This is a genomic window from Pseudomonas sp. 5Vm1k (genome assembly GCF_056161485.1).
The window spans coordinates 318,034-344,293 of record NZ_JBSPCZ010000004.1 but is presented as its reverse complement, the minus strand read 5'-3'; the positions used below and the strand labels follow the sequence as shown (position 1 = coordinate 344,293).

29 protein-coding genes are annotated in these 26,260 nt (G+C 61.2%); 3 read left to right on the top strand and 26 right to left on the bottom strand.

Going from position 1 to position 26,260, the window contains the following annotated elements:
* Window positions 1-76: 76 nt before the first annotated feature.
* Window positions 77-1,144, top strand: a complete 1,068-nt coding sequence (hemE, locus tag ACWIKB_RS10665) for a uroporphyrinogen decarboxylase (protein ID WP_475266659.1) — start codon at window positions 77-79, stop codon at window positions 1,142-1,144.
* Window positions 1,145-1,322: 178 nt separating this feature from the next.
* Here the strand turns inward: hemE and ACWIKB_RS10660 are convergent, their stop codons facing one another.
* A complete protein-coding gene (locus tag ACWIKB_RS10660) occupies window positions 1,323-2,597 on the bottom strand; it encodes an MFS transporter (RefSeq protein ID WP_475266657.1) in 1,275 nt (424 codons plus the stop codon).
* A 118-nt stretch (window positions 2,598-2,715) separates the two neighbouring features.
* On the opposite strand from ACWIKB_RS10660, the gene ACWIKB_RS10655 reads away from it, so the two are divergent.
* On the top strand, window positions 2,716-3,618 hold the full coding sequence (locus ACWIKB_RS10655; RefSeq protein ID WP_163907885.1) for a LysR family transcriptional regulator: 903 nt from the start codon (window positions 2,716-2,718) through the stop codon (window positions 3,616-3,618).
* Window positions 3,619-3,817: 199 nt separating this feature from the next.
* Here ACWIKB_RS10655 and ACWIKB_RS10650 read toward each other — a convergent pair whose 3' ends face one another.
* From ACWIKB_RS10650 to ACWIKB_RS10550, 21 genes are all read right to left on the bottom strand, one after another.
* Complete coding sequence (locus tag ACWIKB_RS10650) at window positions 3,818-4,264, bottom strand: excinuclease (RefSeq protein ID WP_475266655.1); 447 nt, start codon at window positions 4,262-4,264, stop codon at window positions 3,818-3,820.
* A 29-nt stretch (window positions 4,265-4,293) separates the two neighbouring features.
* A complete protein-coding gene (locus ACWIKB_RS10645; RefSeq protein WP_475266653.1) occupies window positions 4,294-5,520 on the bottom strand; it encodes a beta-ketoacyl-ACP synthase in 1,227 nt (408 codons plus the stop codon).
* Window positions 5,520-6,248 (bottom strand): 3-oxoacyl-ACP reductase FabG, encoded by a 729-nt coding sequence (gene fabG / locus ACWIKB_RS10640; protein WP_475266651.1) that lies wholly within the window; start codon window positions 6,246-6,248, stop codon window positions 5,520-5,522. Before fabG ends, ACWIKB_RS10645 begins: the two co-directional genes overlap by 1 nt.
* The gene (locus tag ACWIKB_RS10635) at window positions 6,248-6,706 is read right to left on the bottom strand and encodes a hotdog family protein (protein ID WP_054053151.1); all 459 of its coding nucleotides are present in this window, start codon (window positions 6,704-6,706) and stop codon (window positions 6,248-6,250) included. The genes fabG and ACWIKB_RS10635 overlap by 1 nt, the downstream gene beginning before the upstream one ends.
* Complete coding sequence (locus tag ACWIKB_RS10630) at window positions 6,703-7,899, bottom strand: beta-ketoacyl-[acyl-carrier-protein] synthase family protein (protein WP_475266649.1); 1,197 nt, start codon at window positions 7,897-7,899, stop codon at window positions 6,703-6,705. The genes ACWIKB_RS10635 and ACWIKB_RS10630 overlap by 4 nt, the downstream gene beginning before the upstream one ends.
* Window positions 7,896-8,378, bottom strand: coding sequence for a hypothetical protein (locus ACWIKB_RS10625; RefSeq protein WP_475266862.1), 483 nt, complete (start codon window positions 8,376-8,378; stop codon window positions 7,896-7,898). The genes ACWIKB_RS10630 and ACWIKB_RS10625 overlap by 4 nt, the downstream gene beginning before the upstream one ends.
* A 179-nt stretch (window positions 8,379-8,557) precedes the next feature.
* Window positions 8,558-9,283 carry a class I SAM-dependent methyltransferase gene (locus tag ACWIKB_RS10620; protein WP_475266647.1) on the bottom strand — a complete coding sequence of 242 codons (726 nt, stop codon included), beginning with the start codon at window positions 9,281-9,283 and terminating at the stop codon, window positions 8,558-8,560.
* Window positions 9,280-10,527 carry an NAD(P)/FAD-dependent oxidoreductase gene (locus ACWIKB_RS10615; RefSeq protein ID WP_475266646.1) on the bottom strand — a complete coding sequence of 416 codons (1,248 nt, stop codon included), beginning with the start codon at window positions 10,525-10,527 and terminating at the stop codon, window positions 9,280-9,282. The genes ACWIKB_RS10620 and ACWIKB_RS10615 overlap by 4 nt, the downstream gene beginning before the upstream one ends.
* Window positions 10,514-11,674 (bottom strand): cation:proton antiporter, encoded by a 1,161-nt coding sequence (locus ACWIKB_RS10610; protein WP_475266645.1) that lies wholly within the window; start codon window positions 11,672-11,674, stop codon window positions 10,514-10,516. The genes ACWIKB_RS10615 and ACWIKB_RS10610 overlap by 14 nt, the downstream gene beginning before the upstream one ends.
* Window positions 11,671-14,013 carry an MMPL family transporter gene (locus tag ACWIKB_RS10605; protein ID WP_475266644.1) on the bottom strand — a complete coding sequence of 781 codons (2,343 nt, stop codon included), beginning with the start codon at window positions 14,011-14,013 and terminating at the stop codon, window positions 11,671-11,673. Before ACWIKB_RS10605 ends, ACWIKB_RS10610 begins: the two co-directional genes overlap by 4 nt.
* The gene (locus tag ACWIKB_RS10600) at window positions 13,997-14,587 is read right to left on the bottom strand and encodes an outer membrane lipoprotein carrier protein LolA (protein ID WP_475266861.1); all 591 of its coding nucleotides are present in this window, start codon (window positions 14,585-14,587) and stop codon (window positions 13,997-13,999) included. The genes ACWIKB_RS10605 and ACWIKB_RS10600 overlap by 17 nt, the downstream gene beginning before the upstream one ends.
* A gap of 164 nt (window positions 14,588-14,751) precedes the next feature.
* The gene (locus tag ACWIKB_RS10595) at window positions 14,752-15,177 is read right to left on the bottom strand and encodes an acyl-CoA thioesterase (protein ID WP_475266643.1); all 426 of its coding nucleotides are present in this window, start codon (window positions 15,175-15,177) and stop codon (window positions 14,752-14,754) included.
* Window positions 15,170-16,714 (bottom strand): HAL/PAL/TAL family ammonia-lyase, encoded by a 1,545-nt coding sequence (locus ACWIKB_RS10590; protein ID WP_475266642.1) that lies wholly within the window; start codon window positions 16,712-16,714, stop codon window positions 15,170-15,172. Before ACWIKB_RS10590 ends, ACWIKB_RS10595 begins: the two co-directional genes overlap by 8 nt.
* On the bottom strand, window positions 16,695-17,642 hold the full coding sequence (locus ACWIKB_RS10585; RefSeq protein WP_475266641.1) for an LpxL/LpxP family acyltransferase: 948 nt from the start codon (window positions 17,640-17,642) through the stop codon (window positions 16,695-16,697). The genes ACWIKB_RS10590 and ACWIKB_RS10585 overlap by 20 nt, the downstream gene beginning before the upstream one ends.
* A complete protein-coding gene (locus ACWIKB_RS10580) occupies window positions 17,639-18,373 on the bottom strand; it encodes a glycosyltransferase family 2 protein (protein WP_475266640.1) in 735 nt (244 codons plus the stop codon). The genes ACWIKB_RS10585 and ACWIKB_RS10580 overlap by 4 nt, the downstream gene beginning before the upstream one ends.
* 155 nt (window positions 18,374-18,528) lie before the next feature.
* Window positions 18,529-20,208 (bottom strand): ApeI family dehydratase, encoded by a 1,680-nt coding sequence (locus tag ACWIKB_RS10575; RefSeq protein ID WP_475266639.1) that lies wholly within the window; start codon window positions 20,206-20,208, stop codon window positions 18,529-18,531.
* A complete protein-coding gene (locus tag ACWIKB_RS10570) occupies window positions 20,205-20,750 on the bottom strand; it encodes a COG4648 family protein (RefSeq protein WP_475266638.1) in 546 nt (181 codons plus the stop codon). The genes ACWIKB_RS10575 and ACWIKB_RS10570 overlap by 4 nt, the downstream gene beginning before the upstream one ends.
* Window positions 20,747-21,001: an acyl carrier protein gene (locus ACWIKB_RS10565; protein WP_007992314.1), complete on the bottom strand. Its 255-nt coding sequence runs from the start codon at window positions 20,999-21,001 to the stop codon at window positions 20,747-20,749. Before ACWIKB_RS10565 ends, ACWIKB_RS10570 begins: the two co-directional genes overlap by 4 nt.
* A gap of 9 nt (window positions 21,002-21,010) precedes the next feature.
* Window positions 21,011-21,271 carry a phosphopantetheine-binding protein gene (locus ACWIKB_RS10560; protein ID WP_085711082.1) on the bottom strand — a complete coding sequence of 87 codons (261 nt, stop codon included), beginning with the start codon at window positions 21,269-21,271 and terminating at the stop codon, window positions 21,011-21,013.
* Entirely contained in the window at window positions 21,252-22,061 is an 810-nt protein-coding gene (locus tag ACWIKB_RS10555; RefSeq protein ID WP_475266637.1) for a lysophospholipid acyltransferase family protein, read from the bottom strand. The genes ACWIKB_RS10560 and ACWIKB_RS10555 overlap by 20 nt, the downstream gene beginning before the upstream one ends.
* Window positions 22,037-22,762 (bottom strand): beta-ketoacyl synthase chain length factor, encoded by a 726-nt coding sequence (locus ACWIKB_RS10550; protein WP_475266860.1) that lies wholly within the window; start codon window positions 22,760-22,762, stop codon window positions 22,037-22,039. The genes ACWIKB_RS10555 and ACWIKB_RS10550 overlap by 25 nt, the downstream gene beginning before the upstream one ends.
* A gap of 355 nt (window positions 22,763-23,117) precedes the next feature.
* Between ACWIKB_RS10550 and ACWIKB_RS10545 the strand changes: the two genes are divergently transcribed.
* Window positions 23,118-23,888: a ParA family protein gene (locus ACWIKB_RS10545; protein WP_475266635.1), complete on the top strand. Its 771-nt coding sequence runs from the start codon at window positions 23,118-23,120 to the stop codon at window positions 23,886-23,888.
* A 132-nt stretch (window positions 23,889-24,020) separates the two neighbouring features.
* Here the strand turns inward: ACWIKB_RS10545 and trxC are convergent, their stop codons facing one another.
* From trxC to ACWIKB_RS10525, 4 genes are all read right to left on the bottom strand, one after another.
* Complete coding sequence (gene trxC / locus ACWIKB_RS10540; RefSeq protein WP_475266633.1) at window positions 24,021-24,455, bottom strand: thioredoxin TrxC; 435 nt, start codon at window positions 24,453-24,455, stop codon at window positions 24,021-24,023.
* A gap of 133 nt (window positions 24,456-24,588) precedes the next feature.
* Complete coding sequence (locus ACWIKB_RS10535) at window positions 24,589-25,293, bottom strand: hypothetical protein (RefSeq protein ID WP_475266632.1); 705 nt, start codon at window positions 25,291-25,293, stop codon at window positions 24,589-24,591.
* Window positions 25,290-25,826, bottom strand: coding sequence for a hypothetical protein (locus tag ACWIKB_RS10530; RefSeq protein WP_475266630.1), 537 nt, complete (start codon window positions 25,824-25,826; stop codon window positions 25,290-25,292). The genes ACWIKB_RS10535 and ACWIKB_RS10530 overlap by 4 nt, the downstream gene beginning before the upstream one ends.
* Window positions 25,827-25,912: 86 nt before the next feature.
* The gene (locus tag ACWIKB_RS10525) at window positions 25,913-26,251 is read right to left on the bottom strand and encodes a DUF7716 domain-containing protein (protein WP_475266628.1); all 339 of its coding nucleotides are present in this window, start codon (window positions 26,249-26,251) and stop codon (window positions 25,913-25,915) included.
* Window positions 26,252-26,260 lie beyond the last annotated feature (9 nt).

Sequence of the window (26,260 nt, the reverse complement as noted above, 5' to 3'; positions counted from 1 at the left end):
CAAAAGGTGCGGCGCTTGCCGTGCCTTTTGCGTCGCGCTCTGAGAAAATGCCCGCACTTTTTTTCCGGATGCCGACATGACTGCCCTGAAGAACGACCGTTTCCTTCGCGCCCTGCTCAAGCAACCTGTAGACGTCACGCCGGTATGGATGATGCGTCAGGCCGGTCGCTACCTGCCTGAATACCGCGCCAGCCGTGCCAAGGCCGGTGACTTCATGAGCCTGTGCATGAACCCGGAGTTCGCTTGCGAAGTCACGATGCAACCGCTCGACCGCTATCCGCAACTGGACGCGGCGATCCTCTTCTCCGACATCCTGACCATCCCGGACGCCATGGGCCAAGGCCTGTACTTCGAAACCGGTGAAGGTCCGCGCTTCAAGAAAGTCGTCAGCACCCTGGCCGACATCGAAGCCTTGCCGATCCCTGATCCGCAAAAAGACCTCGGCTACGTCATGGACGCGGTCAGCACCATCCGCCGCGAACTGAACGGCCGCGTACCGCTGATCGGCTTCTCCGGCAGCCCATGGACCCTGGCCACCTACATGGTCGAAGGCGGCTCGTCGAAAGACTTCCGCAAGACCAAAGCCATGCTCTACGACAACCCGCAAGCCATGCACCTGCTGCTGGATAAACTCGCACAGTCGGTCACCAGCTACCTCAATGGCCAGATCATGGCCGGCGCCCAAGCGGTGCAAATCTTCGACACCTGGGGCGGCAACCTCTCGGCGGCGGCGTACCAGGAATTCTCCCTGGCCTATATGCGCAAAATCGTCAGCGGCCTGATCCGCGAACACGAAGGCCGCAAAGTACCGGTCATCCTGTTCACCAAGAACGGCGGTTTGTGGCTGGAAAGCATTGCTGATGCCGGCGCTGATGCCTTGGGCCTGGACTGGACTTGTGACATTGGCGAAGCCCGCCAACGTGTTGGCAGCAAAGTCGCGCTGCAAGGCAACATGGACCCGACGGTGTTGTACGCCAAGCCGGAAGCCATTCGCACCGAAGTTGGCCGCATCCTCGCCAGCTACGGCAAGGGCAGTGGCCACGTGTTCAACCTCGGCCATGGCATCACCCCGGAAGTTGATCCGGAACATGCAGGCGCGTTCATGCGCGCGGTGCATGAGCTGTCGGCGCAGTATCACGAGTGATCGTCGCCCAATAAAAAACGCCCGGCTTATGCCGGGCGTTTTTGTATGGTGTACTCGATCAAATGTGGGAGCGGGCTTGCTCGCGAAGGCGTCGTGTCAGTTGATATCAATGTTGCCTGACACACCGCATTCGCGAGCAAGTCGAATCGTCGCACCGCCGCTCCCACAGGGGATTGAGTCAGGTCTTTATATCGCCCAACGGCGGCAACTTCGCCAGTTTCAACGCCACCAGCAACGCAATCACCAACAACCCACCAATAAACAACCCAATCCCGTTCCACCCGCCCAAGTGCCAGAAGACCCCGCCCGCCGTACCGGCAATGCTCGACCCGGCGTAATAGCTGAACAGATAAAGCGACGACGCTTGCCCCTTGGCCTTAATCGCCCGACGCCCGATCCAGCTACTCGCCACCGAATGTGCGCCGAAGAAGCCAAAAGTAAAGATCAACATACCGATGATCACCAACGGCAGCGGGGTGAACATGGTCAGCGCCAGACCCGCGAGCATCAGCACAATCGTCGCCCAAAGCACCTTGCGTCGACCCAGTTTGTCGGCCAGCGAACCAATCTTCGCCGAGCTATAGATCCCCGACAGGTACACCACCGACAGCAACCCGACAAACGCCTGATCCATGTTGTACGGCGCAGCCAGCAGGCGATAGCCGATGTAGTTGAACAGCGTGACGAACGCGCCCATCAGCACAAAAGCTTCAAGGAACAGCAACGGCAGACCAGCGTCGCGAAAGTGCATGGTGAAGCCGTCGAGCAGGCTGCGCGGGTGCATCGAGCGGGAGCGGAAGTTGCGCGATTCCGGGAGGATTTTCCAGAACACCGTCGCCGCGATCAGCGCCAGGCCACCGATCACCAGCATCGCCGTGTGCCAGCTAACGAAGTCGATGAGTACGCCCGTGATCAAGCGTCCACTCATCCCGCCAATCGCGTTGCCGCCGATGTACAAACCCATCGCCAAACCGATGTGCTGCGGGTGGATCTCTTCACTCAGGTAAGTCATGGCCACCGCCGCCAGGCCACTCAACGACAACCCGATCAACGCACGCATGATCAACACACCTTCCCAGCTCGGCATCATCGCGCTGGCCATGGTGCACAAGGCTGCCGCGAACAACGCAGTCACCATCACCGGCTTACGCCCGACCCGGTCAGAAATCGGACCAGTGATCAGCAGACCAATCGCGAGCATGCCGGTAGCCACCGACAGAATCAGGCTGCTTTGCGCCGCGTTGATCGAATATTCGTGGGACAGCAACGGCATCATCGGCTGCACGCAATACAGCAGGGCGAAGGTTGCGAAGCCACCGGAGAACAGCGCCAGCACCGTGCGCATGAACATCGGCGTGCCTTTTTCGATGTAGATCTCGTTCAGCTCGGCGACGACATCGTCCAGCGCAGTGGGCGGAACTTCATGGGCGAGTGGGGCGACAGCAGTTTTCACTTCGGACCTCGGAGGGTGCAGCCGGTCAGGCAATGAAAAAAGCATATAGCTGCCTAACGATTCAATCCAATATATTATTCGACCTGTTTAAGACGTTTTGCGACCTAATGGGGTTTTCATGGAATTACGCCACCTGCGCTACTTCATCGCTGTCGCCGAAGAACTGCACTTCGGCCGCGCCGCCCAGGTGCTGGGCATTTCCCAGCCGCCACTGAGCCAGCAGATTCAGGCACTGGAAGCCGAGGTCGGCGCACGGTTGTTCGAGCGAACCAATCGTCGGGTCGAACTAAGTGAGGCCGGTCGATTGTTTCTGGAAGAGGCGCGGTTGGTGCTGGCCCAAGTCGACAAAGCGGCGGACGTTGCCCGTCGTGCGCAGCTTGGCGAGTTGGGTGAACTGAAGATCGGCTTCACCTCATCGGCGCCGTTCAACTCGACCATTCCCCAGGCGATCTTCTCGTTTCGCCAACGCTTCCCGGCGGTGCACCTGAACCTGCGCGAGATGAGCAGCACCCAAGTGGCCGACGCATTGGTGGATGAGTCGATCGAAGTCGGGATCATGCGACCACTCGGCTTGCCGGATTCACTCAGCGTCGTCGAATTGATGCGCGAGCCTCTAGTGGCCGTGCTCAGTTCCAAGCATCCGCTGGTAAACGGCAGCGAAGAAGGCCTCTTTCTGTCAGCCCTGGCCCTCGAACCTTTCGTCTTTTTCCCACGCAGTTATGGCAGTGGGCTGTATGCCCAATTGCTCAGCCTGGCGCGGGATGCCGGGTTTAGCCCGCACTTTGCCCAAGAGGCAGGGGAGGCGATGACCATCATCGGTTTGGTGGCGGCGGGGTTGGGGGTGTCGGTGTTGCCGGCGTCGTATCAGCGGATGCGCATTGATGGTGTGGTCTATCGGCCACTGCTTGATCCGGAAGCGGTGTCGGCGGTGTGGCTGGTACAGCGCAAGGATCAGAAGTCGCCGATGGCGAAGGCGTTTGTGGAGTTGCTGACGCGTAAAGTTGAACCGTTAAAAGCTTGATCGCCGTTTTCGTGGATTTCAGTTTGCAAAAAGGGCGCCTCGAAAGGCGCCCTTTGTCATTGTGGCGAGGGAGCTTGCTCCCGCTTGAGTGCGTAGCGCTCACAAAATCTTCAGTGAATGTCAGAGTTTGGGGCCGCTGCGCAGCCCAGCGCGAGCAAGCTCGCTCGCCACAGGATTGCCTCAATGGGCAGCAAGGTCCTTACTGAACCTTCGCCAAATCCCCTTTCAACGCAACACCCGCCATGAGCGCCCCAGCGTGGCATTCATAGTTCTTGGCGTCTTTACGCTCGTTGCTCTTGTAGAAGCTGACAATGTTGGTCACCGCATTGGCCCCGGCGCTTTTGGCTGCCTGGAACAAGCTGATGATTGCCGATTGCGCGACCCATTCGCACGCCACTTCGTCGGACTTGTTGAAGGCGTTGGTTTTCTTGTTGGTCACGGAGCCGGCACTGACCACGGTGATGTTGCCGGCTGGCGTGTTGCCGGCCAGGTAGAACTTCACGCTGCCGTCGATTTTGCCGGTGCGGGTGGCTTCGGCGACGGCTTTGTCGAAGGGCAGGTACACCGGGGTGTCGCGGGCCTGGCTGACGGCCGGGAGGGCGCAGATCAGCAGGGTGGCGGCGGCAGCGATTTTCTTGAAGTGCATGGAGGTCTCCTTGACCCTGATTAATGCGGTTACGACCAGCGGCGGAAGATCAGCGAAGTGTTGACGCCGCCGAAGGCAAAGTTGTTGTTCATCACGTATTGGTTGCTCATCTGCCGGAATTCGCCGCGCAGGTAGTCGAGCTTGCCGCAGTGCGGGTCGATTTCGTCGAGGTTGAAGGTGTGCACGTACAGGTCGCGGTTCATCATTTCGATGCTGAACCAGGACTCCAGCGCACCGCAGGCCCCGAGGGTGTGGCCGAGGAAACTTTTCTGCGAACTGATCGGCATGTGCTCGCCGAACAACGCACTGGTCGCCAGTGTTTCGGCGATGTCGCCCTGTTCGGTCGCGGTGCCGTGACCGTTCACATAACCGATGTCCGAAGGTTGCAGTCCGGCGTCTTCCAGGGCCAGTTCCATGGCTCGGCGCATGGTGACCTGTTCTGGGCGCGTGGTGTGTTGGCCGTCGGCATTGCTGCCGAAGCCGACGAGTTCGGCGTGAATGTGCGCACCGCGCGCCAAGGCGTGTTCGAGCTCTTCGAGCACCAGCATGCCGCCGCCTTCACCGATCACCAGGCCGTCGCGGCCCTTGTCGTAGGGGCGTGGGCTGGTTTGCGGGGCGTCGTTTTTCAGGCTGGTGGCGTAGAGCGCGTCGAAGACCATGGCTTCGGTCGGGCACAGCTCTTCGGCGCCGCCGGCGAGCATCAGCGGCAGGCGGCCGAACTTGATCGACTCGTAGGCGTAGCCGATACCCTGGCTGCCGCTGGTGCAGGCGCTGGACGTCGGGATCAAACGGCCGGTGAGGCCGAAGAAGATGCTGATGTTCGCGGCGGTGGTGTGCGGCATCATTCGCACGTAGGAGTTGGCGTTCAGGCCTTCGGCTACCGAGTTGAGCAGCATGTTGCCGAATGCCTTGATCTCGTCGGTGCTGCCGGTGGACGAACCGCAAGCGACGCCCATGCGTCCGTCCTTGATCGAGTCGTCGCCCAGCAGCCCGGCGTCGGCCAACGCTTGCTCAGCAGCGCCGACAGCGAGGCGCGAGACACGTCCCATGCTGCGCAGTTGCTTGCGGGTCCAGTGGCTCGGGACCTTGAAGTCATCGATGGGGCCGGCGAGACGGGTGTTGAGTTCGGTGAAGCGATCCCACTCGTCCATGCGGCGGATGCCGCTACGGTTAGCCTTGAAGTTGGCGGCGATAGTGTCCCAGTCGCTGCCCAGTGAGGTGATGCCGGCCATGCCGGTGACGACGACGCGCTTCATCAGCACAGGCCTCCATTGACGGCCAGAACCTGCCGGGTGATGTACGAGGCTTCCGCCGACATCAGGAAATTCACGGCGCCGGCCACCTCTTCAGGGGTGCCCATGCGTTGTGCGGGGATCATTTTCATCAGTTCTTCCACCGGCACGTTTTCGTCGAGCATTGCGGTGTCGATCAGGCCGGGTGCGACACAGTTGACGGTAATCTTGCGCTTGCCCAGTTCGATCGCCAACGCTTTCGCCGCGCCGATCAACCCGGCCTTGGAGGCGCTGTAGTTGACCTGGCCACGGTTGCCGATCAATCCGGACACCGAGGTGATGCACACAATCCGCCCGGCGGCGCGACGACGAATCATCGGCATCATCACCGGGTGCAGCACGTTGTAGAAACCGTCGAGGTTGGTGCGCATCACCACATCCCAATCATCCTCGCTCAGCGCCGGAAAAGCACCGTCGCGGGTCAGCCCGGCGTTGAGCACCACGCCGTAATAGGCGCCGTTGGCTTCAACGTCGGCTTCGAGAATGGCTTTGCAACTGGCGCGGTCGGACACGTCGAATTGCAGCACGCGGGCATTACGGCCCAAGGCTTCGACTTCGGTTTTAACCGCTTCAGCCTCGGCCACACCGCTGCGGCAATGCAGCACGATGTCGTGCCCGGCCTGGGCCAGGCGCAACGCGATGGCGCGGCCGATACCACGGCTGGAGCCGGTGACCAGTACGGATTCAGTCATCACTCGACTCCTTGGATTTCTTGAAGGTATTGCGCAGCCTGGGGCGGACGGTACACGTTCAGGCGCGCAGTGGCGTGGATGCCGGGTGCGTTGATGTGGCATTCGAACACGCCCATGCCGCTGTCGTCTTCCAGGGAGCGCAGCCCATGGATGGTCAGCTCGGTGCCGGCGGGGAAGTGTTCGACGTTGCATTCGAATTTACGGGTGCCGAGCAGGAAGCCCAGCTCTACCGCATCGCCACGGGCTCGGGCATGGCAGCCGGCGTAGGCGGCGACGCTTTGGGCCATCAGCTCGATGCCGACCCAGGCCGGCAGGCTGCCGTCGGGACGGTTGAACAGGCCACCGGGCTTGACGGTGAGGCGTGTGTGAATCTGCTCGTCATCGAACGACAGGATCTGCTCGATGAGGATCATGTCGCCAGCGTGAGGCAGCAGTTCGGCGAGCGGCCAGTCAATCATGGGGCGTCTCCGATAATCAGGCTGACGTTATTGCCACCGAAGGCAAACGAATTGCTCATCAGGTAGCGGGGTGCAATGGACGCCAGGCGATGAGTCGGGGTCACCCAATTCAGTGCCGGCAGATCGGGGTCGGGCTGGCCGTCCCAGAGGTGGGGCGGCAGGGCGTGCGCGGGATTGTCCGCGCTCAGGCTCAGCCAGCAGAACGCCGCTTCCAGGGCACCGGCGGCGCCGAGGGTGTGGCCGGTCATCGGTTTGGTCGACGAGCAGGGCACGCCGTCCGGGAAGACTGCCGAGACCGCCAGGCTTTCCATGGCGTCATTGTGTTGGGTGGCGGTGCCGTGCAGGTTCAGGTAGCCGATTTGCGACGGTTGCAGGTGGGCGCGGCTCAAGGCTTTGCGCATCGCTTGCTGGGCGCCACGGCCGGTCGGTTCCGGCGCGGAAATGTGGTGCGCGTCGGAGCTGGCGCCACTGCCGAGCAGGGCAATCGATGGGCCGTCGCTCGCACTTTTACTCATCAAAAACAGCACCGCCGCTTCGCCGATATTGATGCCGTTGCGGTTGGCCGAGAACGGATTGCAGCGCTGCTCGGACACTGCTTCCAGGGCCGAGAAACCGTTGAGGGTCAGCTTGCACAAACTGTCGACTCCGCCGCACAACACCGCGTCGCACATCCCCAAATCCAACAACCGCTGGGCGCTCATCAAGGCCCGTGCGCTGGAGGTGCACGCCGTGGAAATCACATAGGCCGGGCCGCTCAGTTGCAACCAGTCGGCGAGGAAATTCGCCGGCGCACCGAGTTCCTGCTGTTGATAGTCGTAGTCGTCGGGGAACTCATGTTCACGGACGTAATGAGCCAGCCCGCGACTGGCTTCGTCGATACCCGAAGTGCTAGTGCCGAGCACAACGCCGACGCGGCCAGGGCCGTAGGTCTGGATCGCGCGATCAATCTCCGGGCGAATTTGCAGTGCCGCTTCCAGCAACAGTTGATTGTTGCGGCTGCGTTGCTCGGTCATCTCCGGTGGAATCGGCGCCAGCTCACCGCGCACGGCGGCCACCGGCAGCGAACGCTCCAACACCCAACCCGCTTCGCTACGCATGCCGGAGCAATCGCCGGCAAACAGATTGCGGGCGACTTCCCGTTTGTCGCGACCCAGGGCGCAGATCAACCCCAAGGCGTTCAAATAGGCGGTCATGGCGTGTCCCCGCTCAGTGGCGTGACTTGGTATTTCGGACCTTTGGGCAGGTTCAATTCAAAGCTCAGCGGTCGCGAATAACGAACGTCCCAATGCTCTGGCAAAGACCGTTGCCCGCCATGCTGCCACGCGGCGGGATAGTTGCTTTGCAACTCGGCTTCGGGCGTCAGGGCAAACAACAGCGCGGCGAACAATTCCCGGGCTTCCGGGTTCGGCGGCAGCAGACCATCGGTCTGCCAGTCACCACCGATCAACTTCTGCCGGGCCTGGGGAATACCGAGCAAATCCATCATCGACCAGCGCAGCGCCGGCCCTTCTTGCTGGATCACCAGAACCCAGTCCTGACGTTCGTTGGCCATCAGGCGCTGGATGTGCAATTGCAACGGCAGCGCCAGAGTCGGGTTGTGCTCGGGCAACGGCGCGCGGCTGGCGCAAGCGCTGAGCAACAGGATGCAGGCGAGCAGCAAAAAGCGGATCAGTGTGAGCCTTTGTGGCGAGGGGGCTTGCCCCCGTTCGGCTGCGCAGCAGTCGTAAAACCATTGCATACGGTCAACCTGATACTCCGCCATTGCAGGTTTTGGGGCCGCTTCGCAGCCCAACGGGGGCAAGCCCCCTCGCCACAGTCGCCCGCTCCCACAGGTTTGAATTGCGCTAGACATCAAACAGCACCTTCAAGCGGCTTGCGCGCCACCACATTGACCAGCGTTTCTTCCCGCTGGCCAAAGGGCTTGGGCTTACGCAAACCAAAGCGTTCAAGCAGACCGAAATCCGTGGCGCGGCTCCACCACAAGTACGGGTAAGACACGTTCTGCGGGCCGAATTCGAAACCCTGTTGGCGAATCATTTCCAGATACCCGGCAGCACTCTTTTGCACATGCATCGGATGCCGGAACAACCAGCGAATCACCCACGTATCAATGTAAGCCTCGGTGGACTCAGCGAACAGCAGATAGCCGCCGGGCTTGAGCACCCGATAAAACTCGGCGAGGGCCTGATCCTGCTCCACCAGATGATGAAAAGTCTGGTGACAGAACAGCAGATCCACACTGGCATCCGGCACGTTGAGCGTCGCGCAGTCGCTACCGATCAACTCAACCTGCATACCCTGACGCGCCGCCTCTTCCGCGCTGAGGTTCAAACTGTGCGGATCAGCATCAACGCCGATCAAACGCTGGGGTGCAAAGGTCTGGCGCAAGTACTGGAACGACTTACCCTGGCCGCAACCCGCATCCAGCAACACCGGGTGACTCGGCAGCGACTCACTGAACAAACCCCGCAGATCATTGATCGCCACCCGCAACACATGGTGCTGCCAGGTGTGGCTGCGCAGGAACCAGAAACCGAATCGGGTTTCTTCGACGTAGTTGTCGCTCAGGTAACTCATGTGGCATCCCTTGCACAAAATTCCGAAATCACCTTCAACCGGCGCTTCGCTTCGCTGACGAACGGGTTGCGTTCATCCCAGGCGTAACCGGCGAGGATCGAGGCGATCATGCGGCGGATTTCCGGAGAGCTGCCCTCATGGAAAATCACGTCCTGAAAGGTCCCGGTGTACCAGCCTTCAACGTAGCAACGGAACGTATCGACGCCGCGCTTGAGCGGGTCGGCGAACTCGGTTTGCCAGTCGACGCTTTCACCCTGCAATTGGCGATGCAGCACGCCGGCGGCCATGCTTGCCGAGCGCATGGCGATGGTCACGCCGGAGGAAAACACCGGGTCGAGGAATTCCGCCGCGTTGCCCAACAGCGCAAAGCCCGGGCCGTGCAACGTTTTGACGTTGGCCGAGTAGCCGCCGATGGTGCGCGCCGGGGTGTCCCACACGGCGTTGTTCAGCACGCCGGCGAGGCTTGGGGTTTCGGCGATGAAACCGCGCAGGCACTCATCCAGATCATCGGTACGACCAGCGAAATGTTCGGCGGCGGCCACCACACCCACCGAGCAACGGCCGTTGCTGAACGGGATGGTCCAGAACCAGATGTCACGATGGACCGGGTGGGTGGTGACGAGGATCTTGGTGCGGTCAAACGTCGGGTTGTCGATGTGGTCTTCGACGTGGGTAAACACCGCTTGGCGCACCGGGAAATTCGACGGCGCTTCCAGATCCAGCAAGCGCGGCAACACCCGGCCATAGCCGCTGGCATCGAGCACGAAATCCGCTTCGACGCGGTACTCAATGCCGTCCTCGCGCAACACGTTCAACTGCGGTTTCGCCAGGCTGAAATCGGCGCTGACGATGGCTTCGCCGTAGCGCAATTCCACGCCTTGTAGCGCCGCCTGATCGGCCAGCAGTTTGTCGAAATCGGCGCGCTGCACCTGAAAGGTAGTCGGCTTGCCGTTGCTGAAGGTGTCACCGAAATTGAACGCCGTGTATTCATCGCCCCAGGCGAACGCGGCACCGGTTTTCACCTGGAACCCGGCGGCGTTCACCGCTTCGAGCATGCCGGCCTCTTCGACGAAATCCAGGCAATGGGACAACAGGCTTTCGCCGATGGAGAACCGTGGGAAGTGCTGGCGTTCGATCACCAATACATCGTGACCCTTGCGCTTGAGCAGTGCGGCGGCGATGGCGCCCGAAGGACCGGCACCGATGATGACGACCTGACGATGTTCCATTTCAACGGTTGGCACGGGGGCTCCTTGCCGGGGCGGCGATATTCAGCGGGATTCGGTGCATGCCGGCCAGTGCCGGCAGCAGTGTGGCGATCAGACCCATCAGCATCAGCGCGAAGTACAGCGCCGGGCTGATGAGTTGTTGTTGCAGCAGCAGGTTGAGAAAGACGATCTCGCTCAACCCGCGAATGTTCAGTAGCACGCTTTCCCGCCAGCGACTGGCACCGTCAGACGAGACACCGGCCCAGCCCAGACCGAGCCAGTTGCCCAGTAGTTTGCTGAGGATCGGGAACAACAGCAGCGCCGCCAGTTGCATCCAGCTGAGGCTGGCCATGGCGGCGTGCACATTGATCTGCACGATGCCGAACGTGAGGATCAGCGGGATGGCGACCCAGGTCTGCAAGCGATGCATCCAGATCGCCGGCAACGGCAGCACCAGCGGGATTTTCAGCGCGGCCATGCACAGCAGATAACCGATGCCGAAGATCAGCGCATTGAGCTTGAAGTGCTCGGCCACCACCAGCAGCGCGAAGAAGCCGCCGCTGTACAACAACTGTTGGCGCAGACCGAGCAACCGCAACAGCACCGGCAAACAGGCACCGGCCAATGGCAGCAACAGACTGCTCAGGTGCAGGCTGCCCTGGGCGAAGCCGAACAGCGTCCAGCACGTGAGGTCGATCAGGATTGCGGTCTGCACCAGGCGCCGGGTGGCGTCGGGTGGATAGTTGATGTGCCGCAGGTACAGGTACAACACCGGAATCGCCGTGATGGCGAATACCAGACCGACCGCCAGTGAACTGAGCCACGATTGCGGCGGCAACAACCAGACCGCCGTCGCCAGCCCGCAGGCGAACGGCAGGCAGAAACTCGGCAGGGCGATTTTCAGGCTCTGGCGATCCAGTTGCAGGTCGATCACGTCGCTGAGGATGTGCCCCAGCAGCAAGGCGAAACTCAGGCTGTAGAGGTTTTTCAGCCACTCCGGCGAGATGAGATCCGCGCCGCTGAGCTGCCAACCCGGTTCAATCCAGAAGTACATCAGCAGCGGCAGGCCGAAGGTCGCCAGTAGCAACTGGCTGACAATCGGGATCAGGCCGAAATGCCGACCGAGGCGAGTCGCGACGGCGAACATGCCCAGGGCCATCGCCCAGAACAGCGCGATCATCATGCTGTCTGCTCCGCGACCGGGAGGGCGTGGATATGACGTCCGGCCCACGGCGCCAGAATGAAGCTGAACGCTAGCCCGAGGCTTACCGACAGTCCGAAGTTGCTCACCGCCGGCGTGCTGGACACCGCCAGCAACCCGAACGACAACCAGGTGGTCAACGCCGCCAGCAAGGTGCCCAGCAGGCTCACAGCGGCGCCGCCGACCTGTTCGCGCATGAGGATCGCGTAATCGACGCTGATGGCCGTCACCAGCAACAGGCCGAACAGGCTGAACAGCGTCAGCGGCTGGCCGAGCCAACCAAGGCAAGCGAGGCTGCACAGTGCCGCCAGCAACGGCAGGGCGACGATCCGCAGCGCACCGCCGAGGCCGAACGGCAGAATCAGCACCAGCACGATCAGTGCGCAGGAAGCCAGTTTCAGTTCAGCGGCGCTGATTTGGGTCTGGGCGAAGACGTTGTTCAGTTCGCCGAGACGATCCACCAGTTCAACGCCCGGCAAGTCCAGGGCCTGGACCCGCAGCAGCGACGGGTTGTTCAAGCCTTGCAGACTGACCATGGCCGCCACGCCGCCGTCATCGGTCGGCCCCAGCCACAGCGTGCGATAGGGTTCTCCCAATGGCCCGACCAACGCTGCGTCGATGTCTTCAATGGGCAGTGCCTGCAACTTCGTCAGCTCAGCGTTCAGCGCTTCGGCCGGCACGCCGACCTCCAGCAACGGCTGCCAGAATTGCGGCAGTTTGTTCAACGCCTCGCGCACTTGTTTCTGTTCACTCGGCTGGCTGACCAGTTGATTGAGAGAGAGAAAACCCTGGAGCTTGTCGAGGTTGACCAGTTGCTCCAGGCGATCATTCAGGGCGCTCTGACGCTCAAGCAATTCTTGCTGGTTGGCGGCCCTGATCAGGAAAAACTGACTGGTGGGCTGGAAGCCGGTAATGCGTGCGATGGCCTGTGCTTCATCGGTCAGGTGCTGCGGCATGCCGACCCACTGGCGAATGTCGTTCTTCGTGCTGAGCTGCAACAGGCCCCCGACACAGAAGGCAATCAGCAGCGCCAGCAACACCGGTGTGCGGGCGCGTTTGAGCAGCGCTTCACGCAGGTTCACCAAAAACTCGGCGACTCGCAGCGGCCATTGCGCTGGGCGCAGGTCAGCACCCTTGAGCAGCGCCGGCAACAGGCACACCGCCGACAGATAGGCGCCGAGCAGTCCGGCGGCGGAGAACACGGCGATTTGCGTCAGCGCCGGGAACGGTGTCCAGGCCAGGGCGAGGTAGCCGATGCAACTGGTGATCAGGCTCAGCGTCAGCCCCGGCAGGGTCAGGCGCAGGGCTGGCCAACTGTTCCAGGGTTTCAGGCTCCAGCTCTTGGACAAATAGTGCAGCGGGTAATCCACGGCGACGCCGATCAGGCTGGAGCCGAGCACCAACGTCATCACATGCATATGACCGAACAGCGCCACGCACGCCACGCCACCGAAGAGCATGCCCACCAGCACCGGGACGAACGCGAGCAACACACGCAACCGCCAGAATGCCAGCAACAGCAACAACAGGATGCCCAGCGTCGCGCCGCCACCGACCCAAGTCATTTCCCGGGTGGCTTGCTGCTGACCGTTGGCCGCGTAGAGCAAGCCGCTGGCGGCGAGCAATTGCACGTCTCCCTGCGCCGCTTCTTCGCGACTGTGTTTGAGCAAATCGGCCACTTGCAGCGGCAGGTTCATGTCGAAGGCGTTGCCGGTGGTGCGTGCGCGCAGCAGCACCCAGCTCTTGCCGTCGGCATCGGCGATCAACGCGCCGGTGCCGATGTCCAGTTGCACCGCGCCGTGTTGCGGCTGGCTGTTCTGGATGCGCCCGGTCAGGCCGAGCCAGTCATCCTGGCTCGGCACCAGGCTGAAACCGGTGAAGGGGTCGAACAGCGCTTGTACGCGCTGCTGAATGAACGCGTCGGGATGCTCGATGAGTTGTTGCCGATCCGCGTCCGAGAGCATCGCCAACCGACCTTGCAGCAATTGCGTGCGCAGCGCTGGCAAGTCAGCTTGCAGGGTCCACTGGACCTTTTCGAACAGGCCGCTGGCCTGCCACTGCTCGCCGAGTTTCTGCGCCATGGCCACGGCTTGCTGGCGATCGATGTGGCCGACCAGCACCAGCATTTCGCGGTTCAGCGGTTCTTGCATGCGTTGTTCGGCGCGCAGTTCCAGCGCGTCTGGCGCCGTGCCGGGCACCAGTTCCATCAGGTTGGCCGACAGCGGTGCGCCGTCACGCCATTGCCAACCGGCGAGCGCGAGCACCGCCAGCAGCAGGATCATGAATAGCCGCGGGAGCATCCGTTCACTCGGCAAAGTCATGTTGCTCCGCGTCGCTCAACGGTTGAGCGCTGGTGCTGTCCTGCATGCGCATGAGGGTGCTGTCGCCTTGGGTTTCCAGCAGTTCGATGCTGTTCACCAGCTCGCCGCCGTCGATGTTGATCTGGTTGAACACTTGCTTGAGCAGCATCGAGCGGGGGGTCAGGGTCAGCTTCCATTTCTGTGCGTCGCCGCTCAGCGCCAGCTCGAAATCCCGTTGCAGGCCGCTGCTGTCACCTTGCAGTACGGCAAGGAACAAACGGTTCTGCTCGGCACCGGCACTCTTGCCCGGCAGCAGTTGCCAGCCGTTGGCATCACGCCGGGCGATGCCTTTGGCATTGATGCGGTAATCCTGTTGCAGCGGGGTTTTCAGCAACCACAGCAGGCCGTGGTTTTTGGCGAGGACGAAGGTACCTTTGCTGACCAGCGGCTGGGGCAGGGCACGCAGGTGTTTTTCCTGGACGAAGTTGCCGTGGATCACATCAGGTTTGGCCAGTTGATCGCTGAGTTGTTGCAGGTCGAACGCCTGCGCGAGCGATGACAGCCCAAGCAGCGCCAACGCAGCCAGACACTTGATCGCTGAAAAATGTGGCGAGCGAGCTTGCTCGCGCTGGGCTGCGAAGCGGCCCCAAAAACCTGCCAGCCATTGCCCGGATTGTGAGTGCTGTGCACTCAAGCGCGAGCAAGCGCGCTCGCCAACGGGAATGGGGTTGGCCTCGGAAGAGGTGTCGATATCGGTGTTCATGGCAGCATCCTTTCAACAGCGTCGGTGAACACTTTCGGCGAGGCCAATTGCATCTCGCGGCTGCTCATGTCGACGGCAACCTGCACGGAAACAGCCCGGGTCAGGCGTTCCCCGGTGTGCAGATCGCTGATCAGGTAGTTGATCTTCAACCGGTTCTCCCACTCCACCAGACTGGCGCGCACGTTGAGCGTCTGGCCGAACACCGCGCCACGCACGTAGCGCAGTTGCAGGTCGATCACCGGCCAGGCAAAACCCGACTCGACCATGGCCGTGTAGTTGTGGCCGAGCTTGTCCAGCAGCGCACAACGGGCGACTTCCAGGTATTTGACGTAATGGCCGTGCCACACCACGTGCATGGTGTCGACGTCAAAGAACGGCACGAGGATTTCCGTATCGGCGTGAAGCACTCCTTTGCTACGCATGCAGCCTCCAGTGTTGCTCGGCGATCCGTTTCAGGCACAGGCGCAGTTCGCCTTCCAGGGCACGGTCTTCGATCACCGGCGGGAAGTCTTTGGCCAGCTCTTCGTGCATGGCGGCGAGTGATGGCGGCAACGGGCGTGCATCCTCGGCCTGGCTGCGTAGCCAGACGCCTTGATTGGCGGCCAGCAGGGTCGCGGCGGCGACTTGTTCGGTCAGTTCCAGCACGCGAACGGCATCGCGGGCAGCGATGGTGCCCATGCTGACTTTGTCTTGGTTATGACACTCGGTGGAGCGCGAGAACACGCTGGCCGGCATCGTATTTTTCAGCGCTTCGGCGGTCCAGGCACTGGTGCCGATCTGCACGGCTTTGAAGCCATGATTGAGCATCGCCCGGTCGGCGCTGGCGCCGGACAGGTTGCTCGGCAAGCCGTGGTTGTAACGCTCGTCCACCAACAGCGCGAGCTGGCGATCCAACAAGTCAGCCACGTTGGCCACGAGGGTTTTCAGGCTGTCCATGGCGAATGCGATGTGGCCGCCGTAGAAGTGTCCGCCGTGCAGCACGCGTTCGGCTTCGGCGTCGATGATCGGGTTGTCGTTGGCGCTGTTGAGCTCAATCTCGATGAACGAACGCAACCAGTTAAGGCTGTCGGCCAACACACCGAGCACATGCGGCGCGCAACGCAGGGAGTAGCGATCTTGCAAGCGATGCAGCGGCGCGGTGGGCGCGTCGATTGCCAGATCCTTGCGCAGCCACGCGGCGACTTGCATCTGCCCCGGGTGCGGTTTGGTGGCAAACAGGCGTTCGTCGAAGTGTTCCGGGTTGCCTTGCAGCGCGACCACGTTCAGCGCGGTGATGCGGGTGGCCAGTTGCAGCAGATAATCGGCGCGCGCAAAGGCCAGGCAGGCGATGCCGGTCATCACGGCGGTGCCGTTCATGAGCGCCAGGGCTTCTTTGGGGCGCAGCACCAGCGGCGTCCAGCCGAGTTCGCGATGCACATCGGCGGCCTCGCGGCGTTCGCCACGGAACATCACTTCGCGCTCGCCGGACAACGTCGCGGCGACATAAGACAGCGGCGTTAAATCACCGCTGGCGCCCACCGAACCTTCCTCCGGGATCAGCGGCAAGATGTCGTGTTCGAGGAAGGCTTGCAGGCGTTCCAGCAACTCCATGCGCACCCCGGACACGCCGTGGCACAGCGACTGCAAACGTGCCGCGAGTACCGCGCGGGTCGCTTGGGCATCCAGCAGTTTGCCCAGGCCGCAACCGTGGAATGTGTACAGATGACGCGGCAGCGCTTCGACGTGATGCAGCGGCACCGCGACCACGCAGGAATCGCCGTAACCGGTGGTCACGCCGTAGATCACGCCTTCCTTGTCCAGCAGGGAATCGAGGAATCGTGCGCCCTTGGCGATGCGCTCGCGGTATTCAGGGTCGCCCTGCAACTGCGTCGGCGCCTGACGGTTGGCCAGGGCCAACACGTCTTCGATGCGCAAAGGGAGTTCGCCGAAGGTTACCGGCTCAAGCGTTGGCGTCGTCATCGGTCTTCCAGAAAGGGTAAAAGTTGAACCATTGTTGAGGCGCTTCAAGGCAATAGTGACCCAAGCGTTCGGCGTAGCGGGAGGCCCACTGATGAATGACCTGTTCGCGGTCGCTGCGTTTCCACACTACGGCTTCGGCGAAGGGTTCGAGGGTCAGTCGGTAGGTGCCCGTCGGTTGTTTGAGGCACAGCAATAGATTGACCCGGCATTTGAGCAAACCGGCCAGCAGCCAGGGGCCTTGGGGAAACGCCGCCGGATGGCCGAGGAAATCCACGGTCACGCTGCGCCCACCATGCAAGGGCACGCGGTCGCCGGCAATCGCCAGCCATTCGCCGCGCTCAAGGCGTTCGTGAAGTTGCAGCATGATCACCGGGTCCAGTTCGCTGACCTGAATCAGGCGCAAATTGGTTGCGCCGGCTTCGCCGAGCAAGCGGTTGAACTGCTCGGCGTGCTTGGTGTGCACCAGCACGTTCATGGTGACTTGTTCACCGATCTCCGCCAGGGCGCGGCAGACTTCGAGATTGCCCAGGTGCGCGCCCACCAGCATCTGCCCACGGGCGCCGCGCAGTTGGGTGCGCAACAGCGCCGGGTCGATGATTTCGATCTGCTCGATGCGCAGCTTGCCGTTCCATACATCGAGCTTGTCGAGCATCGAGTCGGCGAACGCCATGAACTGGCCGAAGACGCGCCAGTGGGTCGGACGCAATCCGTTGTTGCCACTCCAGTCGGCCAGGCGTTGCTGGTACTGCCAGGCGCTTTTACGCGCGCTGCGGCCGAACAGGAAAAAGTACAAAACGATGCCATACAGCAACGGGCTCAACAGCCGCCGGCCCAACACCTTGGCGCAGAGTGCGGTGAATTTCATCAGCCAGAAACTGCCGCGCTCTTCGCGATCGGCCCAGTGTTTTTTGTCTGTCTCAGTGCTCATGTTCGCCACCGCCGCCAGAGGATCACCGGAGCGCGCAGCAACATGCCGAAGAACAGCCGGGTGTGCATGCTCGAAATCAGCACGTTGTCGCGGAACAGGCGAAAATGCGAGACGCCGTCCAGCGGGTAATGAACCTTGGTTTGCAGCCATTGCATCGGCAGATTGCGCCAGGCCAGCCGCACCAGAATGTCCGAATCGAAATCCATGCGTTTGCCGATCTTCGCCGAACTGATCAGCGCCAGGGTCGGTGGCAATGGATAGACGCGGAAGCCGCACATCGAATCGCGGATCTGCAACGACAAGGTGTTGATCCACACCATCACGTGGGTCAGGTAGCGCGCATACAAACGGCCCTTGGGCACGCTGGCGTCATAAAGCGGATAGCCGCAGATGACCGCCTCGGGATGGACGCGGGACTGTTCGATGAAGGTCGCTACATCGGCCAGGTCATGCTGACCGTCGGCGTCCACCTGCAAGGCGTGGCTGAAACCCAAACGCGCGGCTTCGCGAAAACCGGTCATCACTGCGCCGCCCTTGCCCTGATTAACGGTGAGGCGGATCAGGTAGGTGTTGTCGCGCAGCGCCAGTTGATCGAGCACCTTGGCACAGGCCTGGGTGCTGGCGTCGTCTACCAGAATGCACGGCAAACCTTGGGCGAGGAGGGCTTCGACCACGGTGGTGATGGCGGTTTCGTGGTTGTAGACCGGGATGACGGCGCAGGGGTTATGCATCACTTGAACGCTCCGCCAATCCATTGTGGCGAGGGAGCTTGCTCCCGCTGGGCTGCGAAGCAGACCCAAAACCATCCGACCCGGATTTGAGGGCGAGCGCTTCGCACTCGAGCGGGAGCAAGCTCCCTCGCCACAGAGACCTCCACTGCCACAAGTTATGCATGCGCCGCCTCCAGCACGATCCGCCCGCTGGAGCAGGTGGCGGTGTCATTGCGGTAGGCGAAATACAACTTGCTGCGCACCGGGTCGAAGCGCAGGTGCAACTGGATTTCATCGCCAGGACGCACCAGTTGCTGGAACTTCAGCACTTCCATGCCAGCAAACGTGGCCGGCAGGTCCATCAGTTGCTGGCCAAGGCTCAGCGCCCAATCTACCTGCACCACGCCGGGCAATACCGGCGCTTGTGGGAAGTGGCCGCTGAAGTAAGCCAGGTCCGGCGGCACTGCCAGTTGCAGGCTCCACTCGCCATCGGTTTCGACTTGTTCCAGCACTTCCGCCGCTTTAGGGCGCGGGGCCAGCAGCAAGGCTTCGACGTCGGCCTGGGGCAACTTGCCCTGGGCGTTCAGCGGCAGTTGTCGCAGCAAACGCCAGCGCCGAGGCAAGGCGAGGGCTTCGCAATGCTGGCTCAGGTGCTGACGCAGTTCTTGGGTGAGGGTGCGCCGACCCTGATTGCGCAAGGCATGCAGCCCTTGTTGGCTGAGTACCAGCAATGCGCCCAGCGAAGCGCGGTTTTCCTGAACCACCCCGAGGCGCGCTTCGGCGACCCAGTCGTGGGCCATCAGCGCCTGTTCCAGCATCGGTAGCGAGATACGTTTTTCTTCCAGTTTGACGATTCGGTCCAGCCGTCCCAGCAATTCGAAACGGCCGTCGGCGGCGATCCGTGCGGCGTCGGCGGTGTGTTCGATGTGGCCGGCCGGCAAGTACGGCGAGGTGATGAGCAGTGCGCCGTCGCTGTCCTGATCCAGCATGACGTCGGCGAACGGTTGCCAGAGGTCGTGCCCCTGGCGCCAGGCAATACCGCCGGTTTCCGAGCTGCCGAGAATTTCCGTTGGCCATTGCTCCAGGCGTTCGAACAGACTTTGCGCCGCCTCGGCGGGCAGGGCGCCGCCGGAGGAAAACACCCGGCGCACCACGCTCAAGGCCGGCCAGTCGAGGTTGTCGCCCATGCGTTTGAGCAGCGCCGGGCTGGCGACCCAGGCAAATGCCGGGTGTTCGCGGCTGGCGCGCTGCAAGTCTTCCGGGAAGGCCAGTTGCTTGCGCACGAACGGTCGCCCGGCGCACAACGGCCAGAGCACGCGGAACAGCAAACCGTAAATGTGTTGGGTGCCAACACTGCCGATGATGCAGGCCTGGCCCAGATCCTCGCCCCAGAGCTGTTCCAGTGCTTCGACTTCATTGGCCAGTTGCCGCAGGGTTTTGTCGATACGCTTGGGTTCGCCGCTGGAGCCTGAAGTGCACAGGCTCAACTGACAGCGATCCAGATCCAGCGCGGCGGCGGACATCGGCGAATGTTGATAATCGGCCAGGTGCGCGTCGTCGGCCTGATCGGTCAGCCACAGATCGACTTCGCTCGACCAGCGCTGGCGCGTTTGAGGCTGCAAATCAGCGGGCAGCAAAACGCTGACCCCGGCACGCCAGGCGCCCAGCAGTGCAATCGCCAGGTCGGCGCCGTCTTCGAGGTGCACGGCAATGCGCCGCACGCCTTGGGCTTGCAGGCCGGCGGCGAGGCTTAGGGCCTGTTCGCACAGTTGTGCATGATTCAACATCGGTTCGGCCGTCACGGCACGTTCCGACTGAGCCTTGAGCAGCAGTTGCTCAAGTGTTATCCAATTCATGGGTGGCCTCGTACCCGTTGTCGTATTAGCCATTCAATGGCAAACATCAGGCCGATCAATCCATAGGAGATCAGGCCGGTGTACAACATCCACCAACTTAGCGGCGCCCAAAGGGTCAGCGCGGCGGCGCACAATCCGTTGCAGAAAAAAAACACACTCCAGGCCACCGTGACCTGGCGGGTATAAACAATCGCCTTGGCTGGCAGTTGCGGTTCACGCAGACGAGCCAGGCGTTCGGCCATCGGCGGGCCGTATTTCAGGCTCAACCCGAACAGCACCAGCATGAAGCCGCTGATCAGCACCGGGTACCAACGCAGCAGCGCCGGACTGTCGAACCACGCCAGCAGCAGGCAAAACACGATGGCCACGATGGCCATCCACAGGCTGCCTGGTCGCCGTACGCCGGTGAGGGCGCGCGCCAGCCACAGGCTGCCCAGCAGCAAGCCGAACTGCCACGGCGCGAAATGCTCCATGCCGAAATACACCGCAAAGGGGTACAGCAGGCCTGCCAGCAGCAGGCCAAGGCCGATCACTCGGCTCATGCGGCCGGTTGAACCAGACGATAGACCGCCTCGACCACGTCGCTGACGGTACGCACCGATTTGAATTCTTCGGCGGCGATTTTCTTGCCGGTCTGGCGCTTGATGTGATCGATCAGGTCGACGGCGTCGATGCTGTCGATTTCCAGATCCTGATACAGGTTGGATTCCAGACTCACACGCTCAGGGTCCAGCTCGAAGAGTTCGACCAGAGCATCGCGCAGGGTGTTGAAAATATCGTCACGAGTTTGCATGGTCCGGTCTCAAGCTGCCTGTTTTGCAGTGACGAACGCCGCAAGGCTCGCCACGTTGGTGAAGTGATTACGGGTGTCCTTGGCGTCGGCATCGATCTTGATGCCGTACTTTTTCTGGATTGCCAGGCCAAGCTCCAGGGCGTCGACCGAATCCAGGCCCAGGCCTTCGCCGAACAGGGTCTGGTCGTCGCCAATGTCGTCAACGCTAATGTCTTCGAGGCCCAGGGCGTCGATGATCAGCAGTTTTATCTCACGGTGCAGATCGCTCATCTTCGGCGAGCTCCTTAATAAAGTAGTGATGCAAGTAATCGTTGAGCTTGCGCGAAGCCTGCGGCGCAGGACCCAGTGCAGCGAAGGCCTGTGGGTCTATATCGGCCCCCACACGGAAACTGAAGTGCACGCGGCATTTTGGGATCCGATACCAGGGTTCTGCCTTGGTCAATGTGCTCGGGCTGACCTTGATAATCACCGGGGTGAGGATTTTCGCACCCCGCAGGGCAATGGCCGCGCCACCCCGATGAAAGGCCGGTGGCTGGCCGGGTTGGGTGCGCGTGCCTTCAGGGAAAATGATCAAGGTCTGGCCGCTTTTTAGCGCGTCAGCCGCGGCGTCGAGCATGTCCATGCTGCCGTCGTTGCTGATGTATTCGGTGCGGCGCAATGGGCCTCGGGTGAACGGGTTCTCCCACAGACTCTTTTTGACTACGCAGTTGGTGTGCGGCATCAGGCCAATCAAAAACACCACGTCGATCAACGATGGGTGATTGGCGATGATCATCTGCCCCGGGCGCCCGAGTTTTTCCGCGCCTTGAATGTCGTAGGTCAGCACGCCGGTGCGGGCCATGAACCGGACAAAAAACCAGAAGCAGCGACTGACGATTTTCCGCGCCCGCAGCCGATGGGCCTGAGCATCGCCGGGCAGGCAGCCGAGCAGCGGGAAAACCAGCAATCGCAGGCACAGCCCGCCCAACCCGAACAGGGTGAAACTCGCGGCGGTGGCCAGCAGGCGCCAGTAATAGGCGTCGCGGTTTTTATCGGCTACTGGTTGCGTTGCCAGGTCCATACACGATTTTTCCAGGCATGTTGGCAGGTTGACTGCTGGCCGAGCAGGTTACGCAATAGATTCAAGGCATGGGGCCAGTGAGCTTTGGACAGCTCATCCGGGTTGCTGTTCAGGGACAACTGCCAGTCGTTGCCGGGGGTCAGCAACAGACCGACCGCATAAGGGAACGGCACATCGTCGATCCAGGTCGAGTAGGCCTCTGGCGGTTGTTCTTCGGTGACCACCAGCAGCACGGCGGGCGCACCTTCCGAAAGCAGCGCCGCAGCTTCAAGCATGCCGTGTTCAAGGCCATCGCCAGCGGCGGCGAGGGCCGTCATCTCGCTGGTTTCGCCGCGCATGATGGACCACAGGCCGATGACTGCATTGTGTACCGAAAGGCTGAATTGGGTCGGCGACAGCGGCTGGTCGGCCGCCAGATCGCTGAGAATATCGAAGGTGCGCGGGGTTTCGCCGTGGCGGGAAATAAAGACCAACGGTAGGTCCAGCCGACCATCGGCCAACGGCCAGCCGACACTGAAGGCCATCCGCGCCAGGCGGCTGAGTCGCCGGCGCTGCATGGCCGGCAAAAAAGACACGTCGGGGGCGGCATCGCTGCATGGGAGCGCGACCGGTTGTCGGCTCCAGGCCTGCCAATCGTCCACGCTTTCGAGCCCAGGGGCCCATGCGCGCCATTGGGCGATGTTGAAGTTGATCACAAAGATTCATCCCGCCCCTGCGGGCTTTCCTTGACGCGGTGAGTCACAAAATCTGCGCCCAACCTTACGTGGCGCTTAACGCCGAGAGGCGCGCATTATCCCGGTGCGGCGGGTGTGTAGCAAATGCTGGTTACATTTTGCGCAATAAAATGAACCGTTTGGTCCGCGAAAAGCTGTCGTATGGCCATTATCTACTTTGCAGCGGGCAAGTCTGTCGGCTCAGTCTGCGTTTAACGGATGAGTTCGCGGCTTTTTCATCAGGAGATTGCGCCTGACTGCGTAGTCCGTGTGCCCGCGAGGTAGCTAAGCGACGCTGTGGACTACTACACTCGGTCATTCTTTGATACACGGAGGTTTTGACATGCGGCGCGTGGTGTTCAATCAGAAAGGTGGTGTGGGTAAGTCCAGCATCGCCTGCAATCTGGCAGCGGTCAGTGCCAGCGAGGGTTATCGCACTCTGTTGGTGGATCTCGATGCCCAGGCCAACTCCACTCAGTACCTCACCGGCCTGACCGGCAATGACATCCCCATGGGAATTGCCGATTTTTTCAAGCAGACCCTGTCTTCCGGGCCGTTTTCGAAGAAAAACCAGGTCGATATCTACGAAACCCCGTTCGACAACCTCCACGTCATCACCGCCACCGCTGAACTGGCCGATTTGCAGCCCAAGCTTGAGGCTAAACACAAGATCAACAAGCTGCGCAAACTGCTCGATGAGTTGAGCGAAGACTACGACCGGATCTACCTCGATACCCCGCCGGCGTTGAACTTCTATGCGGTGTCGGCGTTGATTGCCGCTGATCGTGTGCTTATCCCTTTCGACTGCGACAGTTTCTCCCGTCAGGCGTTGTATGGCCTGCTGGCGGAAATAGAAGAGTTGAAGGAAGACCACAACGAAGGGCTGGAAGTCGAAGGCATCGTGGTCAATCAGTTCCAGGCTAGAGCGAGTTTGCCGCAGCAAATCCTCGACGAGCTGATTGCCGAAGGTTTGCCGGTGTTGCCGGTGTACTTGGGCAGTTCGGTGCGGATGCGTGAGTCCCACCAGGCCAACACGCCGCTGATCCATCTTGATCCGCGACACAAACTGACCCAGCAGTTTGTTGAGTTGCACAGCCTGCTAGAGAACGCCTGATTCTGCAGCCAGTGCAAAACCACTGTGGGAGCGAGCCTGCTCGCGAATGCGGTGTGTCAGTCAACATCAACATTGACTGACACTCTCTCTTCGCGAGCAGGCTCGCTCCCACAGTTTTGATTCGGGGTGGCTTCAGATCCCCTGGCTACGCAACCAACTCATCAACTGCGGTAACGGAAACGCCCCGCTCTGGCGGGCCACTTCCCGACCGTTTTTGAACAGGATCAAACTCGGAATCGAGCGAATCCCCAGTTGCGCCGACAATTGCTGATTCGCCTCGCTGTCCAGTTTCGCCAACCGACACTTGCCCGCCAACTGCGTCGCTGCCTGCTCGAACACTGGCGCAAACGACTTGCACGGCCCGCACCAGTCCGCCCAAACGTCCACCAACAACGGCAGATCGCCCTTGATCTGGCTGGCGTAATCGCCTTGTTTCAATTCGAAGGGTTTGCTCAGCAGCACCTCAGCCTTGCAGCGCCCGCATTTCGGATGGTCGTTGAGGCGCTCGGCGGGGATGCGATTGAGGCCGTTGCAGTGGGGGCAGGGAATCAGCAGTGGCTCGGACATGCGCGCAGCTCCGCAAAAATCGATAAGGAGTAGGGTAAGTGGTGGCGCATGGGCGCATTTCAAGTTGCCCTGGATATTCAGCAGGATGGCTGGCGCACTCTGCCCGGCAATGAGTTCCGGGCTGGTTGCGATGTCAGCGGTTGTGCACGAACAGCACATCGTCTGCCAGCAACGACCCCAGGGTGTTGAGGTAGCTGTCCAGCAGGTGCTCCGGCAGATACACCTCGAACCCATCATCGAGGTCCGATTGGCTGGCGACAACCCGGTTGTTTTGGCGGTCGATCAGCACTTGTTGATACGAATTCCAGGGCGCCGAGATCTGCGTGTGCGTGTCGATGTCCAGCCCTAGCCAGGAACGTGGGCCCAACAGGATCGCTGCAACGGGCGGAGCAAGTAACCAGGCCAGCGGCGGGTTGCCGAGTACCAGAACGAGGCTCAGTAGCGGGACGCCGGTCCGCAGCAGATCGAGGATCAGGCCGCCATGTTGTGGGACGGCCAATAAATGCAGGTGCCAGCCATTACGGGGGTGGATGCCGTAGTGATGGACAGTCTTGCGGCGAACCACCATGAGCCACATGTAGCCCATGATCAGCAGCCAGACCACGCCAAAGCTGCTGCTGAACAGCACGGATTTTGCCCCATGGGCGGGTGGGCCGAAGTGATCTTCATACAGGCCGTTGGCCAGGGCGGCGATTCCAGGCAGCACCAGCAACGCCATGGCGATATCCCATGCTCCGGCCGGCCGGGTTTGCACCTTGACCGACCAGGTCATGAGTGAGGGCATGATCGAGTCCGGTTCGTGGGCGACGAAGTCCTTTTTGCCAGAGGGGCTCATCACGACGACGTGCCGTCCTTTCGTGATTGCAACAATGTCTGCCATTTAGCGCTGGTGTCGACAATGGAGTACTGGTCATTGCAGGTGAGGATGACCCCGATTTTCTTGCAGAACACGACCTCGACAATGTTGTCGTTGGTCGTGCAGGCGGTAATGTCATCCAGCGGCATAAATACTTCTGCACCTTGTATCGCGTAATGCACCTCGCTCCCTGGGTGCATCTGATAGCCCCATCCGCCTAACGGTCCGCGCAGTTGATAAACCGCGGCTTTCATGCCTTGCGCGGTGGCCAGCTTGTGCAGCGGCAGTTGCGTGACCCCGACCCAATCAACAAAAAACCTGGCGGGACCTCCAAGAAATGCGAGCGCGGCCCTTTCGTCGTCGCTGAGCTGACGAACCGGCACAGCGTTCCTGATCACGCGTCGGGTCGTTAGGGCCAAGGAAAAATACGCCCAGGCAATGGGAGTCACCTTGTAGAGCACGAGCATTCCAAATCCGAGGACCAGCAGCCCTTCAATGTCACTTTTGCTGATCACACCAATACCTCATCCTGCTGCGGGGTGTTACAGAAAGGCATGGGAACGTCCTTGTCGTGAAATTTCACGGGTTTTCTGAAAGGGGATCAGTCGAAATTCATGAAGCAATCGTGCTCGGCGTAATACCCGATCGCTTCCAGCAACTCGGGGGCCGTCACCGAAGGTTTGTGGTGCAGCGCACTCATCACCACATCTTCCAGTAGCTCGTCGCTGAACCAGAACTCAAGACCCTGGCGGACGACAAAGTCCGGGTAAATTTCTTCGTCGTTGTCGGTGATCTGGGGAAAGGCGTCGATCACGCACAAGGTCTGCAAGGTGATGCTGCTGGAGTCCTGCGCGCCATAGACACAGAAAGGCAGGTTTTTTTCCTGCTTTCTGAGTATTTCGATCAGTTCGCCGACGCTGAGATGCTGTTGGTAATGCATGGAACGTCC